Source organism: Flavobacterium sp. GQ95, from assembly GCF_059758655.1.
In genome coordinates this window covers 191,466-211,473 of record NZ_JCAXEB010000008.1, presented here as the reverse complement: position 1 = coordinate 211,473, position 20,008 = coordinate 191,466, and the positions used below count along the sequence as shown (strand labels likewise).

Annotated in this window: 12 protein-coding genes; 6 read left to right on the top strand and 6 right to left on the bottom strand. The window is 32.6% G+C overall.

Annotated elements, in window-relative coordinates; translation table 11 throughout:
• Positions 1–95: 95 nt before the first annotated feature.
• Positions 96–1,892, top strand: coding sequence for a translational GTPase TypA (typA, locus tag AC6CH4_RS16550; RefSeq protein WP_498104872.1), 1,797 nt, complete (start codon positions 96–98; stop codon positions 1,890–1,892).
• A 106-nt stretch (positions 1,893–1,998) separates the two neighbouring features.
• Here typA and AC6CH4_RS16545 read toward each other — a convergent pair whose 3' ends face one another.
• From AC6CH4_RS16545 to AC6CH4_RS16530, 4 genes are all read right to left on the bottom strand, one after another.
• On the bottom strand, positions 1,999–4,443 hold the full coding sequence (locus tag AC6CH4_RS16545) for a T9SS type B sorting domain-containing protein (protein WP_498104870.1): 2,445 nt from the start codon (positions 4,441–4,443) through the stop codon (positions 1,999–2,001).
• Between the two features lie 182 nt (positions 4,444–4,625).
• Complete coding sequence (locus tag AC6CH4_RS16540) at positions 4,626–6,956, bottom strand: T9SS type B sorting domain-containing protein (RefSeq protein ID WP_498104868.1); 2,331 nt, start codon at positions 6,954–6,956, stop codon at positions 4,626–4,628.
• Positions 6,957–6,969: 13 nt separating this feature from the next.
• Positions 6,970–7,806, bottom strand: coding sequence for an ABC transporter permease (locus AC6CH4_RS16535; RefSeq protein WP_498104866.1), 837 nt, complete (start codon positions 7,804–7,806; stop codon positions 6,970–6,972).
• Between the two features lie 3 nt (positions 7,807–7,809).
• Complete coding sequence (locus AC6CH4_RS16530; RefSeq protein WP_498104864.1) at positions 7,810–8,721, bottom strand: ABC transporter ATP-binding protein; 912 nt, start codon at positions 8,719–8,721, stop codon at positions 7,810–7,812.
• A gap of 108 nt (positions 8,722–8,829) precedes the next feature.
• On the opposite strand from AC6CH4_RS16530, the gene AC6CH4_RS16525 reads away from it, so the two are divergent.
• Positions 8,830–9,882, top strand: a complete 1,053-nt coding sequence (locus AC6CH4_RS16525) for a hypothetical protein (RefSeq protein ID WP_498104862.1) — start codon at positions 8,830–8,832, stop codon at positions 9,880–9,882.
• Positions 9,883–9,932: 50 nt separating this feature from the next.
• On the top strand, positions 9,933–10,793 hold the full coding sequence (locus AC6CH4_RS16520; RefSeq protein WP_498104860.1) for a hypothetical protein: 861 nt from the start codon (positions 9,933–9,935) through the stop codon (positions 10,791–10,793).
• A gap of 219 nt (positions 10,794–11,012) precedes the next feature.
• Here the strand turns inward: AC6CH4_RS16520 and AC6CH4_RS16515 are convergent, their stop codons facing one another.
• On the bottom strand, positions 11,013–14,744 hold the full coding sequence (locus AC6CH4_RS16515) for a metallophosphoesterase (protein WP_498104858.1): 3,732 nt from the start codon (positions 14,742–14,744) through the stop codon (positions 11,013–11,015).
• Between the two features lie 26 nt (positions 14,745–14,770).
• On the opposite strand from AC6CH4_RS16515, the gene AC6CH4_RS16510 reads away from it, so the two are divergent.
• Positions 14,771–15,949 (top strand): Pycsar system effector family protein, encoded by a 1,179-nt coding sequence (locus AC6CH4_RS16510; RefSeq protein ID WP_498104856.1) that lies wholly within the window; start codon positions 14,771–14,773, stop codon positions 15,947–15,949.
• A 21-nt stretch (positions 15,950–15,970) separates the two neighbouring features.
• Here the strand turns inward: AC6CH4_RS16510 and AC6CH4_RS16505 are convergent, their stop codons facing one another.
• Positions 15,971–18,340, bottom strand: a complete 2,370-nt coding sequence (locus AC6CH4_RS16505) for a GAF domain-containing protein (protein WP_498104854.1) — start codon at positions 18,338–18,340, stop codon at positions 15,971–15,973.
• Between the two features lie 227 nt (positions 18,341–18,567).
• Here AC6CH4_RS16505 and AC6CH4_RS16500 point away from each other — a divergent pair, with 227 nt between their 5' ends.
• Positions 18,568–19,320 carry an SDR family oxidoreductase gene (locus AC6CH4_RS16500; RefSeq protein ID WP_498104852.1) on the top strand — a complete coding sequence of 251 codons (753 nt, stop codon included), beginning with the start codon at positions 18,568–18,570 and terminating at the stop codon, positions 19,318–19,320.
• 73 nt (positions 19,321–19,393) lie between these two features.
• Entirely contained in the window at positions 19,394–19,975 is a 582-nt protein-coding gene (locus AC6CH4_RS16495) for a TetR/AcrR family transcriptional regulator (protein WP_498104850.1), read from the top strand.
• The last annotated feature ends 33 nt before the right edge of the window (positions 19,976–20,008 follow it).

Genomic DNA, 20,008 nt, shown 5'->3' with positions numbered 1-20,008 from the left:
ATTCAGGAACTAATTACTTGGATATACGCAAACTATCAAAGAAACGTTTTTTATATCAAAATAAAGTGTACCTTTGCACCCATTAAAAATCACAGATGGAATCTATTAGAAACATTGCAATTATTGCCCACGTCGATCACGGTAAAACCACTTTGGTTGATAAAATTATGTATCACTGTCAATTATTTCGTGACAACGAAAATACAGGTGATTTAATTCTTGATAATAACGATTTAGAGCGTGAGAGAGGTATTACTATTACTTCTAAAAACGTATCAGTTCAATATAAAGGAACAAAAATCAATATTATTGACACTCCAGGCCACGCCGATTTTGGAGGTGAAGTAGAACGTGTATTGAACATGGCCGATGGTGTATGTTTACTAGTGGATGCTTTTGAAGGTCCAATGCCACAAACTCGTTTCGTATTACAAAAAGCTATTGACTTAGGTCTTAAGCCATGTGTAGTTATCAATAAAGTAGATAAAGAAAACTGTACTCCTGAAGAAGTTCATGAAAAAGTTTTTGACTTAATGTTTGAATTAGGTGCTACTGAAGAGCAATTAGATTTTCCAACTGTTTATGGTTCTGCTAAAAACAACTGGATGTCTGATGATTGGAAAAATCAAACGGATAACATTGAGCCTTTATTGGATATGGTTATCAAAAATGTACCTGCTCCTAAAGTATCAGAAGGAACTCCTCAAATGTTGATTACATCTTTAGATTTCTCTGCTTTTACAGGTCGTATCGCTATTGGTCGTCTTGAAAGAGGTGTATTGAATGAAGGTATGCCAATTTCTTTGGTAAAAAGAGATGGTAAAGTTTTGAAATCACGTATTAAAGAATTACATACTTTTGAAGGTTTAGGCCGTAAAAAAGTACAACAAGTAATTGCTGGTGATATCTGTGCTATTATTGGAGTTGAAGGTTTTGAAATTGGAGATACTATCGCTGATTCTGAAAATCCTGAAGCTTTACAAACTATCGCAATAGATGAGCCAACAATGAGTATGTTGTTTACAATTAACGATTCGCCTTTCTTTGGTAAAGAAGGTAAATTTGTAACTTCTCGTCATATTAGAGAAAGATTAACAAAAGAATTAGAGAAAAACTTAGCTATGAAGTTAGGTGAAACTGATTCTGCTGATAAATTCATGGTTTTTGGTCGTGGAGTACTTCACTTATCTGTTCTTATTGAAACAATGAGAAGAGAAGGTTATGAGTTGCAAATCGGTCAGCCACAAGTTATCATCAAAGAAATTGATGGTAAAAAATGTGAGCCAATTGAAGAATTGACAATCGACTTACCAGAAAACCTTTCAGGTAGAGCAGTTGAATTCGTTACGATGCGTAAAGGAGAAATGCTTTCTATGGAAACTAAAGGGGAACGTATGATTGTAAAATTTAATATTCCATCACGTGGAATTATTGGATTGCGTAACCAATTGCTTACTGCAACAGCTGGTGAGGCTATTATGGCACACCGTTTTATTGGATATGAGCCTTACAAAGGAGAAATTGCCGGACGTAACAAAGGTTCATTGATTTCTATGGAAAAAGGAAAAGCTATTCCTTATTCTATCGATAAATTGCAAGATCGTGGTAAGTTTTTTGTTGAACCAAATGCCGAAATTTACGAAGGTCAGGTAATTGGAGAAAACTCGCGTGCTGATGATATGTGTGTAAACGTAACTAAAGAGAAAAAACAATCTAACGTTCGTTCTTCTGGAAATGATGAAAAAGCAAGAATTATTCCTCCAATTATTTTCTCATTAGAAGAAGCTTTAGAATACATTCAAAAAGATGAGTATGTAGAGGTTACTCCAAAATCTATTCGTTTGAGAAAAATCTATTTAACAGAAACTGATAGAAAAAGATTTAAAATCTAAGGATTTAAAATTAAAAATAAAAAGTCCCAAATTCCTTCTGGAGTTTGGGATTTTTATTTTTCAGCTATTGGGATTCGTTATTTTTAAATTGGAATTTATTTTAGTTTTATCTTTTTAAACTAAAATGTCCTTTTGCTTCCCGGTTATCTTCTAGTTTCAAAGTGTACCAGTAATCGTCTGAAGGAAGAGGATTACCAACAAATGTTCCATCCCAACCTAAATCTGAAGGATGAATCTGTTTTAATAATTTGCCATATCGATCGTAAATAAATATAATGGCATTTTTATTGATATCTGTGTTTAATCCGATAATATTCCAATAATCATGATAGCCATCGCTATTTGGGGTAAAGTAATTTGGTGCTCCAAGCACCGCCACTGTCTTGTTTATTAAACCGCAATTTTTCTTGTCATTAATATAGATTTCGTGAATGCCGGAAACTACATTTTCAAAAATATTCGACTCTTGAAAAGGCCCGTTAGGAGTATTTAAACTGTATTCATAATCGCCTTTTCCTGAGACATTAATTGTGATTTTATTTGAATTGTCTACTAGTAAATCTATAATGCCTACATTTTCGATAGTTGCTGTACTAGATTCAGAAACTTCAATTGTTCTTGTTTTTGAACAGTTTGATTTGTTGGTTATTATTACTGTGTAAATACCAATTTGGTTTGTCTCTAATGTTGGAGAAATTTCATTGGGAATAGTTACACCGTCTTTACTCCATACATATGAAAAATCATTTGATTGATTGTTGATTAGTCCGGTATTCAAATGTGCTTTGTATGCCGTATTGTTTTCACATACATTGGTGGTTGCATTCGTTTCTATATCGGGTAATTTATTGACTTCTAGTTTTATTTTACTTATTCCGTAACAGTTATTTTCTTCTTCTATCCTGGCAAAAACAAATTGGTTATAAGGAGTTTCATTTTGATAAGAAGATGGAGTTGCAATCTCATTTTGTTCTAATAATGCATCATTTTCATTTGGAAAATAGTGTATGTTTTGCGTAGGTGTAAACGGAATTTGTGCTTTGGTTAAATCAAATAGATGAATTCCATCTTCAAGACCATCATCATCACAAGCCGCATCTATTGTGTAAGTTGTTTCGGAAATTACATTTGCTTTTAATGTCAGTTTGGATATTGTATAGCATTTAGTTTTGGAATTCGTTACTCTGACAAATAGGATTTGGGGATTACTTATGTTTTTGTATGTAGTATTTAAAACTTGTGTATTATTTAAAGCGTCAGAATTATTTATAAAAAATGAAGTTTCAAGATCTGGATTATTGTCTGTTAAAGTTGCATTTGCTTCTTTTAAATTAAATAAAACGAAACCATCTGCATTTATTCGGGAATCGCATTGTACTAAATCGTTATCATTTACTTTAGGAAGAGAATTTACAATAAGTTTAATTTCCTTGATAAGAACACTGGATTTATTATTGGATACCTTAATGAAGACAGATTGTTGGAATGGGATAGTGTTGTAAAAATCATTTGGAAGTGCATTAATATCATCTATAGCATCATTTTGCGATAAGTAATATTTGAAACTTAAATCAGGAATGTTTTGATTTTCTAGAATTGATGTTGTTACTTGGTTCAGATCGAATTTTGCTTTTCCATCAAAAGCATCTGTATCACTATTATCACAAATTTCATAAATAGTATTTTTGATGGTTAACTTGTCACTAATTATGAGATTAAAAGAAGTCCAGTTATAGCAATTGGTCTTGTTGTTGGTAATTCGGGTATAAATAGTTTGAGGATTTGTACTGTTTTTGAAAGCAGTAGGATTTTCAATTGCGTTTGAATTAATGATAGCGTCATTAGAAGAGATATGATAAGTAACGGTTACATCTGATTGACTGCCTGTTATAATAAGAGTATTTTTAGTTAAATTAAAATCAACGATTGGATTTTCGTTTCCGCTAAAGTCAGATTCTTCTAAATCAATCGCTCCTGGAGCTGGCACATTTAAGTTTGGAGGGTCATCGAATGTTGCGGTGCCAAGCCATTCTAATGAGAAATTACTGTCTCCAAAAAAGCGATCAATAGCTATAAAATAGGTTTGGCCGGCAGTTACTGTAAGCCATTGTACAAAATCATCTCCATTTGAACCTGGTCCCTCGGCAATATCTGAGTGTTGCCCGGTCATACCAGTTGTATTATTTTGAAGTTTTGCTGCTGCCGGATTTGTTGTTGAACATCTAATGGAGTTACCAAGTGAATTGCATGTGGCTGTGGGACCGAAAACAACAAAATCAAAATCAACATTAAGGTCTTTGTTTTCAGGTGTTAGAATGAAGCCTAATGTTCCGGGAGTTTTGATTGATAATTTTAACCATATACTGTTGTTTTCTTGCGCAAAGCAACTTTTATCAGAAGGATCATATTCTACAATGGCTCCGGCACCTCTTGCATTTAACCCTTGAAACCCTGTGTTGCCACATACAACAATGGCATCCTTACAGTCGTTCTGAGCATAAAAAACATTTGAAAATAGAAGTAAAAACAACAAAAATTTAACTGGATTCATCTTATGAAAATAAGTTACTAATATAAGATAATGTAGTTAATATTTTGATTTTGAGGATGGTTGTTTATTTTGTTTTTTATACTTTTCGTTGAATTTATAATTATTTAGTGGATATAAACTCTGGCTATGAACGGTATTGTTCTTAAAAAAGTTTCGAATTGTTAGTTTTGAAGATTTGTTTTTTATCTTTTTAAACTAAAATGACCTTTGACATTTCTACCATCAGAAAAAATTAAATTAAACCAATAATCATCTGCTGGTAATTGTTGTCCATTAAATAAGCCTGTCCATCCGCTGCTATTTTGATTCATTTGTTTTACTAATTTCCCATAACGATCAAAAATAGAAATCGTATAATCCGGAAGCTGATCCAGATTTTTAACGTACCATATATCATTATAACTATCCCCGTTTGGTGTAAAGAATCTAGGATAATCTAAAACAATTAGCTGATAAGAATTAGAAAGTCCACAGCCATTTTTATCTCTTGCAATTGCATTATAAATTCCTGGATTTACACTATTAAATAAAGGCTCGCCCTGAAAGTTTATACCATCTAATGAGAATTCATAGTTTCCAACACCCGTATATTCAATTAAAACTGAATTTTCATTGGCAGCAAAATCCTTTATAGTCACTCCTGTTATGGTTGCAGGCTCTGATGGAAGTATTTTATATTTTTTGGCCTTTTCGCAACCATTATTATTGGTAACAGTTACCGTATAATCACCAATTGCATTTACTGTTATAGAATTTGCTGTACTTCCGGTATTCCATAAGTAATTACTAAAACCAGTTGCAACAGTTAAGGTACTTTCATCTCCGCTGCATAGATATAGCGTTTCATTTTCAAAATTTGCCGGATCAAAAGTGTTTACAACAAGCGTAATTGGAGCAATATCATAACAGTCAGGTCCGTTAATGACTCTTGCATAAATTGTCTGACTGAAAGCAGTTGTATTCTTAAATGTATTTGGTAAAGAATTTGTTTCTGTTAAGGCATCATTCGGATTTAAAAAATAATTAACGGTCAATCCGTTTGGTAAACCTGAAATGAACTGTGGAGTTACTTCTGTACTAAGATCAAATTGATACAGTCCATCCTGATTTTCATCGCCATCACAAATTGCTATCGGGTTTTGATTTGTAATGTTGTTGTTTGAAACCTGTAAGGTCACTTCGGCGATTTTAAAACAGCTATATTTATTTTCAATTCTGGCAAAAACAACCTGATTTGTTGTCTTGTTGGTATATTTTTCAGGTGTTAAAATAGGATTTGTCTTTGCCTCAGCATTGGCTAATGTTTCATAGAATCCCTGATTGATATTTTCGGTAGTATTGTTTTTTACAATGTTATTGACTTTAGTCAGATTAAAAATTGAGACTCCATCTGTGTTGTCATCACATTGATAAATAGAAGTATTCGTCGTTACTATTTCAGGTGCAAATTCAATTTTTATTTCTCCGGTTAGTATGCAAGCTGAAGGCGTTAAGGTGACTTCAACCTTGTAAGTTCCTGATTCGGTTGGATTGTAAGAGGGTTGGTTTGCTGAATTGATAACAACACCATCTTTATACCATTTATAAGAATAAGCCGCTGCCAAATTTGTATTTAAAATTTTTGGAGTACCATAGCAAACCGGATTATTGGTCAGGGATGTCTGGTCTGGTCCAAAATCAATTTTAGAGGCAAAACTGCCGGCTTCTAAAAAAACTGCCGAGTCATAATATCTATTTTTATCATCAGCAATAACTAGTTTTATATGGTATTTTTTGCCTGCAACCACACTGGTCTGGGCATTCATTACGATAGTTTGACCGGCATAGTTTATTGGACTCCTATTGTTGTTTAAACCATTAAAATAGTTTTCATTTATGGCAGGGCATCCATCATATCGATCTCCGTTAATGGCTACACTAGGGGCGATCGTTGGGTGTACAATTGTTGATGAAACTGGCGTTGTAGTGTTCGGTAATACTGCTAAATTCTTATAGGCATCATTTGTTCCTGCTTCCTTAATTAAAAATGCAAATCCATCTGAATATACGCAAGGATAAAAAAATTGATATTCGTTAGAAGCAAAAATATAATTGAAACTTAAAAAATCAGTAAGAGGAACATAGTCAAATTCTAGTACTGTTGCGTTTATGGAATTAATCCCTAAAGCCTGATCTAAATCGGGGTCACCGAGCCACTCAGGACTTCCTTCGCCCAGATAACTAGAATAGGGTCCAACAGCATTTCTACTTGTAGAGGTTGTTAGAACAACGCCTTCCGCAAAAGGAAATTTACTTGTACCGGCATTAAAATAAGCAAAACTATTTTGTGAGGGTGTAAAATTATCTCCTTTTCCGGAAGCATTGGTAATGGAAACGCACGAACTGTTTACTAAAACATCTTCAACAAGTTGTTGCGGTGTTTTTTGATCGTTAATATCAATATATTGTGCATTTATCTTACCAGATAAACAACAAATAAATACAACAATCAAAAGGTTTTTAATGTAATTCATAGTAACAAATATACTATAAATCCCTATTTTTTAATAATTTGTATGACAAGTAAACAAATAAAAATGTCCAGACCAATACAATAAAAATTGACAAATAATGAACGCCGTAATCTTTTGTATTTTCAACTCCTATTTGAGTCCCGATACTTCTGATTACTGATAGTCTTGTAAATGGTTCAACAATTAAATTTGACATCGCCTCTAATGGTAAAAACTTCATTATAGTATATCCTGTTGTGCTTTCAGGGAAAAGTTTAAAAACTAAAAGCGCTTTTGCGATTCCTTCGAAAACACTCCATACTAATAAGAAACCTAAAGCAAAAGCAGAACGTTTTACTAATATTCCTAAAAATAAACAGAAAGAAAAGAAACCGGTTAATTTTACAAAAAAGGCTAAAAGATAGTCCAGATCCATAAAAATGACATCAAATTCGTTATAAGATGAAAAGCATAATCCGAGAATTAAACTCATGAAGAAAACAAAAATAGTCGAACACAATGCAAAAAGCACCACAGTTAAAAACTTGGACAAAATAAATTCTTTTTTACTTAAGCCGTCAATCAAATTTTGTTTTAGTGTACCATAGCTGTATTCATTAGCCATCATAGAAACAATGACAATAGCTAAGAAAAATTTCAGCCAGGCTGCTACATAAGTATTAAAATGCCAGATAAATGGAAAATTGAAAATTCCCATTTCAGCCAAATGAAATTTAAAAACTCCTAAATCAAACTTTATAGAGGCAATTAAAGCAATAAAGGAAAGTAAAACGAAATAGGTTAAAGTAAGAACACGACTGGCTTTGTTTTTCCAGATTTTTTGTAATTCTATAGATACAAGTCTTTTCATGGTTTAGTTTTTTTGGATGGTAGCGTTTTTGGTTAATTCTAAAAATTGTGCTTCTAAACTATTTTTACGTTTTACTAAATGGCTCAAAGTAATATTTTTAGAAAACAAAAACTGATTAAGTTCTGAAGCTGATAATTCTGATTTTAAATACACTAAAATTTTTCCATCTTCATCTGTAATTCTGTCTATAGCCGGATGTTCCTGCAAAGCCGTTTTCAAAAGTAAATTATCATTGGCTTGAACTTCAAAGAAACCTTCATTCGCCGACATCCCGTCAACTGAACCTGAATATAAAATTTCGCCTTTTCTTAAAACAATTACATGCGAACACACTTTTTCGACTTCATCCAATAAATGTGAAGCCAGTAAAATCGTAGTTCCCTGCGAAGCGATTTTTTTAATAATATCACGAATCTGGTGAATTCCCTGTGGATCTAAACCATTTGTTGGCTCATCTAAAATTAAAATTTCAGGATCGTTTAAAAGCGCCGAAGCAATCGCTAAACGTTGTTTCATTCCTAAAGAAAATGTACTAAACCTGCTGTCTTTTCTTTCGGTTAAACCAACTAAATCAAGTTTTTCATTGATCTTAGCATAATTGATACTTTTGATTTTACAAACCAGTTTCAGGTTTTCTTCGGCTGTCATATAGGGGTAAAAGTTGGGTCTTTCTATAATAGCTCCCACTTTTTTTAAAGCTTCATGTGTTTGCATTTGACCGTTAAACCAACGGTAATCGCCCGAAGTTCTGTTTACAACACTAAGTACAATTCCCAAAGTAGTCGATTTTCCACTTCCGTTTGGGCCTAAAATACCGTAAACACGGCCTTTCTGTATTTCAAAAGATACATTTTTTAAGGCCTGAATGCGCCCGTATCTTTTACTAAGATTTTCAATGGTAAGAATGGTTTCCAAATTTATTTCGGTTTTAGTTTTTAGTATGACGATCCAACTTGTATATTGTTACGCTAAATTTATTTATATCATGCGATTGATGTAAATTTGTACTAAAGATATTCAAAAATGAGCGAACCTTTAATGGTTTTAAAAAAACCGTCTTATCCTTTAACACCATCTCTGTTAAGTTATTTAGAACGCTATGAACGTATCTCGAAAGTATCAGTGTTCTATGATGATTTGTTGCGATTTGCAGGTTCTATAAATGTCTACGATAAAAATGAAACGGATACTTTGTGGATTCGTGTTTACTACAGTGAGTTTGAAAGAAATGAAATAGACTTAAATCTAAAAAAAATATATTCACTTTTGCATTCTGATGGAAACAGTGAGATAATACAGTTTCTAAATATTGATGCTATTGACTACTGTACGTTCGGAAACTCAAAACCTTTTAGAATTAAAGTCCGAAACATTCTGAATGACAATTATGTTCATTTCTATATTAAAAAGGCAGATGCTTCCAGAATTTATGGTTTAGAATTAGAAGATATTCTCTCGCCGGATAAAATCAATTTTTTAGTTTTTAAAGACACCTTAATTGAAGAACATATTATCGGAATTCCGGGTGACGTTTTCATGGATACTTTATTGGATAGTTGTACTGAAATGGAAAAATCCCAAATTGCAAAAGAGTTTGTAAAGTTCAATGAACGTTGCATGATCAGGCTTTTGGGAGATATGCGTGCGTATAACTACGTAATTGTCCCGATTCATGATTTTGATCAGGTGGTTTATAAAATTCGCCCGATTGATTTTGATCAGCAATGTTATGAAGGTAATTTCAAGGTTTATCGTCCGCAGTTTTTCAAGGAAAATTATCCGATGATAAAACTCATCAAAGAGAAATTAGAAGATCGTTCGATTATTCAATATAAAGATGAAGAAAGGGCGATTCTGGCAAAACGTATTCATTCTGCCGAAAACAGGATTAAAAAATTGCTGAATATTATGTGTCATGATACCATTTCGACAGAAGAACATCTGAATCAACTAAAAATGGAATTGTATCGTTATACTAATGATATGAAATTTAAAAATGCAAAATCGATGGGGCATATTATGTTCGCGGCATTTGAATTTATTACTCGTAACTTTAAGAACACGAATTTAATATAGTATATAATATTGTCCTCCGTCAGGATGACAAGAACAAATAAAACAATCTTATGAAAAAGTCTCTTTTATTGGTAGCTTCTATTTTTTTATTGGCTTGTCAACAACAATCGAATGATGATTTAAAAACACTTTATTCACTTCCAAAAAAACTAAAAGAAGTTTCCGGAATTACCTATTTTTCAGATTCTAAATTGATTTATACCTTAGAAGACAGAGGAAATAAAAATGCCATTTATGCAATAAATTCTGATGGGAAATTAGATAAAACGATCACAATTACCAATGCAAAAAATGTAGATTGGGAAGATATTACCAAAGATAAAAAAGGGAATATTTATATTGGAGATTTTGGAAATAACGACAATGAAAGAAAAGATCTTTGTATTTATAAACTAAATAAAAATCAGCTAAATAAAGATCAGGCTTCCGCCGAATATAAAGTTTCATTTTCGTATCCTGAACAAACAGAATTTCCTCCAAAGAAAAAAGAAATGTTTTATGATGTTGAAGGTTTTTTTGAATATCAAGACAACTTCTATTTATTCACAAAAAACCGAAGTAAAGATTTTGACGGAACTGCTTTTATTTATAAGATTCCAAATAAGGCAGGAACTCAAAAAGCAACTAAAATTGGTGAGTTTAAAACCTGCAGTAACTACAATCATTGTGTGTTAACCAGTGCAACCATTAGTCCGGACGGAAAAAAAGTAGTGTTACTAAGCCACGATAAAATTGTTTTATTCAAAGATTTTAAAGGAAATTTATTCCATAAAGGAACTCAAACCGAAATAAAACTAAATCACTTTTCCCAAAAAGAAGCTATAGTTTTCAAAGACAACAACACCTTACTTATCGCTGACGAAAAAACAAATAAAGTAGGAGGTAACGTCTACGAATTCAAATTAAAATAAATTAAGGTTCTAAGATGCTAAGGTTCTGAGGTACTAAGATTAAAAAGTAAGCCACGAATTTCACGAATTTCCACTAATTTTTTCGCTCGATAAGTGAAAAATAATTCGTGACAATTAGTGAAATTCGTGGCAAAATAACCTTTGTTACTTTGAGCCTTTACAACTTTGAACCTAAGAAAAAAAACTCAGAACCTTAGTATCTCAGAATCTTAGCAACTTCTAAAAGCTATATGCTGCTCCAAAAATAACTCTTCCCACTTCATCAGGAGATTGAAAATACGAGATTCTGGCTGTTATAACATTAATAGCATTCAACCAAAGTCCGCCTCCATAATCCTGATGCCATTTTTTAGAATCTTCTCCATCAAGCCAAATTCTACCGTAATCAAAACCACCTAGAATTCCGTAAGTTAAAGGAGCAACAGTTCGTTGAATTTTCCCAATACTAAATCTCAAATCAGTGCTTTGAGAAAAATAAGAGTTTCCTAAAAAACGATCGTTTCTGTAACCGCGTAAATCGGTATCACCTCCCAGAGATGCACCGTGATAAAAATCGAAATTATTATTTAAAATAGCTTTTCCTTTTAAAAATGTAGCTAAAACCAGCTTTCCGTTATGATCAATTCGGTGGGTAAAACCTAAAATACTTTCCAGTGTTGGAAAATTTTGTTTAGTATCATTTAAATTGGTTTGCCAGGTTGCCGATGCCATAAAAGCAATTCCCAGAGTTGGCTTAGATGCAAAATCAGCATTTTTAAATAAATATTTGACTTTTAAACCTCCATAATTCTGACTGTCAAAAACAATTGGATTTACAATATTCGGAATATCAATATATCTATTTTCAGTTTCTTCAACGGTCATTCTCTGGAAAATAGGCTGTACGCTAAACTCGCTTCCATATCGTCCAACGTGTCTGATTGCACCGGAAACATTAAATTTTCTGATACGAACACGATTATAGTCCAAATCGTCTTCATTATCATATGGAGTTTCATTTCCGAATCCAAAATAGTTCATTGCGAAATTTGGTGTTGTGTATAAGGATTCAACATCAATAACCCATTTACCTAATAAACCCGGAAAATGAGCTGCATAATTAAACTCTAAACCGCCAGTAGCAAAATAGTAAAAGGCATTAAAAATATGTCTTTGTGTATACGGATTTTGTTTAAAATTATTTACAGTATAATTGATGTTAACGCCAACTTTTACACCATCATCAGGATTGTAACCAATATTAGGAAGACCTGAAATTACATTGTATTTTGGTTTTTCATAATTGTACAAGTTGACATCATAATCGTCTGTAAGTTCAGTTTTGGTCTTTGAATCCAGATTGTAAGTGTTCTCTTTTGATTTGAAATCGTAAACAATCACTTTTCTTCCGTTTTCAATGTTATAAGTATCATTGTTTTGGCCACCAATCAAACGGATTTTAATGTCAGATTTTTGTTCTCCTGTCACCTGAAAAACATCAGCATCATCTAATCCATAAATCCATAGGTTCTTAGTTCTGGCATCATTGACTGTTTTGGTATAAATCAATTCATCGCCTTCTTTTTTCATTCTGAAAACCTGAATTTCAATGCTTTTCCTTGCAGTATGATTTAAAACAAATTTGTCTTTTTTGTCAGTTCCGGCAATCATTACTGTTTTATCAAGAACATCTGAATATTCTGAGGCATATTTTTGAAGCTCTTTTTTTCTGTTTTTTAATTTTCGTTTAATGTCTTCAATTGTACCATCCTGAACTTCTTTAGGTAAATTTTTAAATGCATTGTCTATATCGCTGTCAGATAAATGTTCCTGAATATATTTAGCCTGTTCAATCCAGTCTTTTTCTTCAGCAGTTTTTAAGAAAGCCAAATCTAACGGATAAGGTTCTCTGTTAAGCCATTTGACATTATCAATTTTATTTTTAAAAGTCCTCATATGGCGAATAGCCGGAACGTTCATTAAGATGGAAAGTAAAGTTCCGTCATATTTAGGGAAAGCCTGATCACGATCGCGTGGAATAGGAGTGTACACTACTTTATCGTCAATTTTATGTTCTGCCCAACGCCATTGATCACTATGTCTGTCCCAGTCTCCAATAAGCATATCAAATAAGCGGACTTTCATATATTCTTTTTGATCAACCGAATATTTTTCGTCTTTATGAAGATTAGCCATCATGTCGTCAGTGCTAATAATATCAGTTGGTTTTCCAAAGTTTTTTCCATCAAGATGGTTGTCTGCAGGTCTCTCTTCAACCATATACAATTGATCTCCAAAATTCGAATTGAATTCTTTCAGTCCATTTTGTTTCGGAATATAATATAAAATGGGATTGGTATGCAAAAGCCCTAATTTATCTGACAAACTTGCTATCGCATAAGGAGTGTATGGATGTGTTGTAGTATAAAAATCCAAAAGAAAATCTTCGGCATAGGTTTGTTCAAAATCATTTACAACATATTGATCTTTAAAAGCAACCGACTGTAAAAATACCGTAGCACTTTTTTTCATTGCGCGCATTACGTATTCCCTTCCTTTTGGGTCTGACATTCTTAAAGAAACAGATTGATGCCCGCCGCCTTCGCGAATAGGTTTTAAACCGCCCATTAAAGTATCCAAAGTTGCTGTTCTGGCTTCAATTGGCATACTGTAATACTTTCTGTAATGTTGCCCGAATAAGAATTTATGAAAGAGACTCTTATCTGTCATTTTAGCCGAATAGATAGAAGTTGTAACTGTTGGCGGAAATTTATTGTCTACAGTTGCCGCCCAGTTAATTTCTTTTGCTTTAATGATTTCACGTTCAAAAAGCTTTTTTTCGTGATTATTTTCATTTCCAAAGAATGTCACTTTTGCATCACCACTTTTAAATAAAGTTAGTGTTGCATAACCATTGCCGCCATACGAAAAATCATTTGGATTGATGGCTCTTGCTGCTTCAGATTTAGATCCGGCGCCGCTAATAATCTGTGTGATGTTTTCGTTGTTTATATATTGTAGATTGTGATCATGTCCGGATACTACAATAACATTTTTCTGGCCTTGCAACAGCGTTTTAATTCGCTTGGCATAAATAGTATATTGCTTGTTTTGAAGATCCTGGGGACTTACTCCTGAAGTCTTTCGAAGTAAATTGATAAAAGAACCAATTACAGGTAGTGGGATTTTTTTTTCCAAAGGAAACAATTGTTTTTCCCAAGAATATTGTCCTCCATGCGATCCGTTGCTTAATAACGGATGATGAATGGCTAAAACAACTGTTTTTTCCTGATTTTTATTTAAGATGTTTTCCAGTTCATCAAAAAAGTCTTCGCGTGTTTTAATATCGCAATTGTCGTTTATTGTGGGATGGTTGTCCCAATCTTCTAAAAACCATTCACTGTCAACAGTAATTAACGTAGTTGTGCTATCAATTTTTACATCTTCAATCGGACAACTTTTTCGAGGAAGAAAAGCTTTTTTGTCATTAAGATATTTGGTAACAAAATCAGCCTGATTTTCTAAACCTTTAATACCACTATACCAATCGTGGTTTCCCGGAATTACAATCGTTTTTCCTTTAAATCCTTTGGTTAATTTTAGTTGATTAGTAAGTTTGGTTTCGGCTAAAGCCTTTTCTGAATCATTTTTATCAGCAGGAAAACCTTTCGGATATATATTATCTCCTAAAAATACCAAAGTCGATTTTTTATTGGCTTTTTTTAGTTTTTGGTGTAATAATTCTAATGTTTGTTGCGCTTGTTTTTCATCAGCATTTCCGGCATCACCTACTAAAAATAAGGTATGGGCAATTTTTATGGTGTCTGTTGCGTTCTCGGTTTCGTTAGCACTTACATTTTTGCCATATTGTGCTTTATGTGTCGCACAGGAATTAAGCAGAAGTGTTAGGCTTATTACAAAAGAATAAGTTTTAATCTTCGTAATAAAATGGTTATACAAAAACAATTTCATAATTTAGTGGTATAAAAATATTCTCAATGAATCTAATAGATCAATCCGAAGATTTCGTCAGTAATTTACTCAAAGATAAACTTTCTAATTTATATTCTTATCATAATCTCAATCATACTTTAACAGTTGTAAGTGCGGTAAAAGAGTTATGCAAAAAAGAAGAAATTAAAGGAGAAGATAAAGAGCTACTTCTCGTAGCCGCTTGGTTTCATGATACTGGATATACTGTTGGTTTTGAAAACCATGAAAAGGAAAGTGTAAAGATTGCGACTGCTTTTTTGAAAGAGAAAGGCCAATCAGACGATTTTATCGAAAATGTTTCCAGTTTGATTTTAGCCACAGTTAAAGAGTATATTCCGAAAACGCATTTGGAAAAAATCATGAAAGATGCCGATTACGCGCATCTTGTGGGGCCTGAGTACGAAATTACCTGTGAGTTATTGCGTATTGAACTAAAAAATGCTTTTAATATTTCTTATTCTAATACAGAATGGGCGAAAGAGAATTTAAATTTTTTAATGAACAAACATCGTTTTTATACTGATTTTGCATTAAAAAAATGGCAGCCTCTCAAAGAAAGAAACATACTTCTTGTACAGAAAAAAATTGAAAAGCAAGAAAAGAAAGAGGCAGATAAAATGGAAGAAGAGAATAAAAAGAAAGATAAAATAGAAAAACCGGATCGTGGTGTCGATACTTTATTTCGTGTAACTTTAGGGAATCATACGCGATTAAGTGGTATTGCTGATAGTAAAGCCAATATTTTATTGTCTGTAAATGCCATTATTATTTCGATTGCACTTTCGTCTATTATTCCAAAACTGGACAGTCCAAAAAATGCCCACTTGGTAATTCCAACTTTTATTATGCTGATGTCAAGTGTAACAACAATCATTTTTGCGATTTTGTCAACGCGTCCAAAAGTAACTTCTGGTTTTTTTACCCGCGATGATGTCGAAGCAAAAAAAGTGAATTTAATGTTTTTTGGGAATTTCTATAAAATGCCATTGGTAGAATACGATTGGGCCATGAACGAAATGATGAAAGACCGCGATTATTTGTATTCAACTATGATCAAAGATTTGTATTATCTTGGACTGGTCTTGCAACGAAAATATAATTTATTGCGAATTGCTTATAATATTTTCATGGTTGGACTAATCGTAACGGTAATTTCGTTTGTGATTGCCTTTAAATCAATTTGATAATAAAAAAGATGAGCTCAATTAATTGAGCTCATCTAATAAATCCTGATACGTAATTTTTTTTGCTGCTGGGTTTGCAGTGTTATTAATCACTTTTACTCGAATTGCCCGTAATCCTGAAACGCCTTGAAGATCTTCAACTTCAAATTGTTCTATAGCAGGTTCCAAAACTTTTTTGTGCTGTAAGTATTTGATATACTTCAAATACTCCGTTTCTTCGTTATTTTGAGAATAAACGATTGTAATTTTTTCTTTTTCTGTAATTCGGTCTTTTGTGCCTTTGATATTTGCTTTGTCAATTCGTTTTTTCACGACTTCATATCTTGCATTGTAAGTTCCGTCAACATCAAAACGTTTTTCATCCATTCTAAAACGAATCGAAAGCGGGGCACTGAAAACCAAAATCAAAGAAGTAACATCCAATTCATACGGAAGTGACTCTTTAAGCTGATGATGTTCTAATTCCATTTCGCATAAAGTTTGCAATTGCCATAAACGTAAGTTGTGCAAATACATGATGTCGAAAGGTTTTGCTGGTGCAATTGATGCTCCAATATACAAATTATGCTCAACGCCATCTGTTTTAAAACGTTCGTAATAATGCGGATAAATTTGTTGTGCTTCAACTTGTTTTCTGTCTAAAACAGAAGCTAATTTTTTGTTGATAATAGACATCGCATTATCAAATTTCTTTCTTTCCTGATAAAACAAGCCCGTTTTTTCATCCAGGTTTTCAAAGTATAGTTCTTCTAATTTCTCGTTTTTGGCATTACCTTTTGTGTTTTTTAAAATCGGATGAATTTCATCTTCAATATACCTCTGAATATGCTGTTCGGTATCTGCTTTTAACGGAAAATCCAATTCGTCGCGAAGCGATTCCAACTCAAATTTTCTTTGCTCTAAAAGAACCAGATTCGAATTTGGTTTTTGGTTGTCAAAAATTTCCAAAAGCGTATTAAGCTGACTTTTTAAATCTCTTTTTACGGTTTCATTTCGATGTTCTGATGAACCTTTAATGTCGATTTGACCATACAGCGGATAGACATTTTTAAAGACAATTTCTTTGAAAATATAATCTTTCGTGGGATTGTTGTTTTGGAAGTAATTTTGAGATTCTTTTCTGAATTTCCAATAAACACTTGGATGAATCGTAGTGTATTCACGCTGAATAATCGCCTCAATCTGGTGCTGCATATCGGTATTGTAACGATCAATAGTATCTGTTAAATACGGTAAGACTAGTTCCAGTTTCTTAATATTAACGCTGTTTAAGGCTCTTACATCTGAAGAAACTAATTCTAAAACACCTAATAAATGATCTTCTTTTATGACAGGAGCAAATACACAGCTTTGAATATTTTGTTTTAATAAATGTTCGCCCAATTTTTTGTTTGGTGATTCTTCTATGAATTTGCTTACGTTTGAAATAACAAAAGGTTCCTTTTTATTCAACAAATTCTCAAAAGAACATCCAAAAAAGGCATTTTTACAATCTATTTCCTGATCATGGGAAAGTAAAAAACTCTGTAAATGACTTTCTAATTTTGTAGGCTTGAGAAATTTTTCTTCTTCGGGATTATAAATAATAAAACCTACTCTTAAATCAGGAATTTTAAATATTGATTTAAAAATATTAGCTACAATTTCATCAGTTGCAACAGATTTTGAACTTGGTTTCAGTAAATTACTTTTCAAATTTGATATGGCACTTTCTGTCGTGGCATCAAATAAAGATACAATTCCGAATCCCTTTAAAATCCAGCTTCCTTTTGGAAATTTAGATTTCCAAAGTTCAATATCATCATAGTTGTCAATTAATGTATCAATATCATCCTGAGTTAAGGTAACAGCATTTTCTGTTGGAGTAATTTCCATAAAATCCGCATTGTATAAGATCCTGTAATGTTTTTCGATCCCATCTTCATCCGGAATATCATAGAAAAACGGTTTGTTAAAATCAATACGCTGTTTGTAATAACTACTCAGAATTAAGCAACAATTATTAATGTAAAACTGATGATCATCAAAATCCCGAATTTCCATATAAAATTCATCACCGGCATTACGCAGGATTTTTTTGAAACGCTCTGTATAATTGAAAGAAATATTTTGAAAAGGAATCGTTACCGCTTTGATTTCGTTTTGAGTTAAAGCCGTAGGGAATAAATCAGCTAAAATGTATTTAATTAAAGCTTCATTATTTTTAATTATGGAATAATCCTCAATTCCTGTTCTCAATTCGGGAATTGATTCTATTTGTTGTAGTATGGCCTTAGCATAGTTTGCACGATAATCGATATTCGAGGAAGCTATTTCTTCAAAAGATTCAATTAGCTTGTGAAAAGAAATGATAGTTTTAAAAGGACTTTCGTTATGTAAATGAATATCCATCTTTTTTGTTTTTAGGCTACAAAATTAAGCATAAATTAAGAATGTTTTACAATTTATAATTTCTTTCGTTTATGGTTCCATAGATAGAAGCCTTGTATTTATGGGTGTTTTTTAAAGGGTTAATTATTTTAACTAATTATTAACAATAATAATAACGGAACGATCGTTCCGTTATTATATCTTTGTGCCATAATAATTGAATAATCAATAATTTAAAACAAATAAAAATGAAAAATTTAGAAAACAAAGTTGCAATCGTAACTGGAGGAAACAGCGGAATTGGATATGCAGCAGCAGCTGAATTAGCAGCTAAAGGGGCAAAAGTAATTATTACAGGAAGAAACAAAGAAGCTTTGATAAAAGCTGAAGCAGAGCTAAATGTAACGGGAATTGTATCAGATCAGTCCGACCTGAAATCTATTGATGCATTAGTAGAAGGAGTAAAAGCAAAATTTGGGAAAGTTGATATTCTGTTTTTAAATGCAGGAATTGCTTCTTTTGCGCCAGTTGAGTCTGCTTCAGAAGAACATTACGACAGTATTATGAATGTGAATGTGAAAGGAGTTTATTTTACAGTTCAAAAAGTGTTGCCAATATTGAATGATGGAGGTTCTATCATTTTTAACACTTCTATAAATGCTCACGTTGGTATGCCAAATTCAAGTGTGTACGCATCAAGCAAAGCAGCAGTGTTGTCCTTAAATAAAGTTTTTGCTACAGAATTAGCACCAAGAAAGATAAGAGTAAACGCAGTTTCTCCTGGTCCCGTTGAAACTCCTCTTTATGGTAAATTAGGTTTAGAAAAAGCAGAAGTAGAAGGGTTTGGAGCTATTTTAGGAGAGAAAATTTTATTAAAACGTTTTGGACAAGCTTCAGAAATTGCTAAAACTGTTGGTTTCCTTGCTTCAGATGATGCATCATTTATAACCGGAGCTGAAATTGTTGTTGATGGTGGACTTACTGTAAATGCAGTAGTATAATTTTTTTACAAAAATTCAGGAATGATTGTTCCGTATTTTTTATACCTTTGTAAAGTAATTTAATTTAGAAATCATGGCCAGAACAAAAGAGTTTAATGAAGATCAGGCTTTAGACAAAGCAATTGAAATATTTTGGCATAAAGGTTATAACGGAACTTCGGCCCAGGATTTAGTAACTTATTTAGGTTTAAGCCGTTCTAGTTTGTACGATACTTTTGGAGATAAGCAAAAGCTCTTTGCCCGATCTTTGCAACGTTATCAAAAAAATGCACAGGATCAAATTGTTAAACTTTTTGATGAATCTGCTAATATAAAAGAAACATTGCAGGATATCTTTAAACAAGCTGTTATAGAAAGCCTCGAAGACCGAATTACCAAAGGCTGTTTTATGGTAAACTCGTCTGTAGAACTTGCCATGCATGATGAAGAAATTGGAAAGATTGTAAAAAACAACAGCCAGGTTATGGAAGAGGTTTTTACAAATGCAGTTCAGAAAGGTCAAAATGCAGGAGATATTTCTACGAAGATGGATGCCAGAACTTTAGCGCGATTTATCTTTAATACTTATTCGGGAATTCGTGTTTTGGCCAGAACAGGCGAAAGAGATAAACAAGTGTATGACGATATAGTAAAAGCAATGTTTTCTTTATTGTAATATTAGAAAAACGTTCAAATAAAAAGTGGCAGA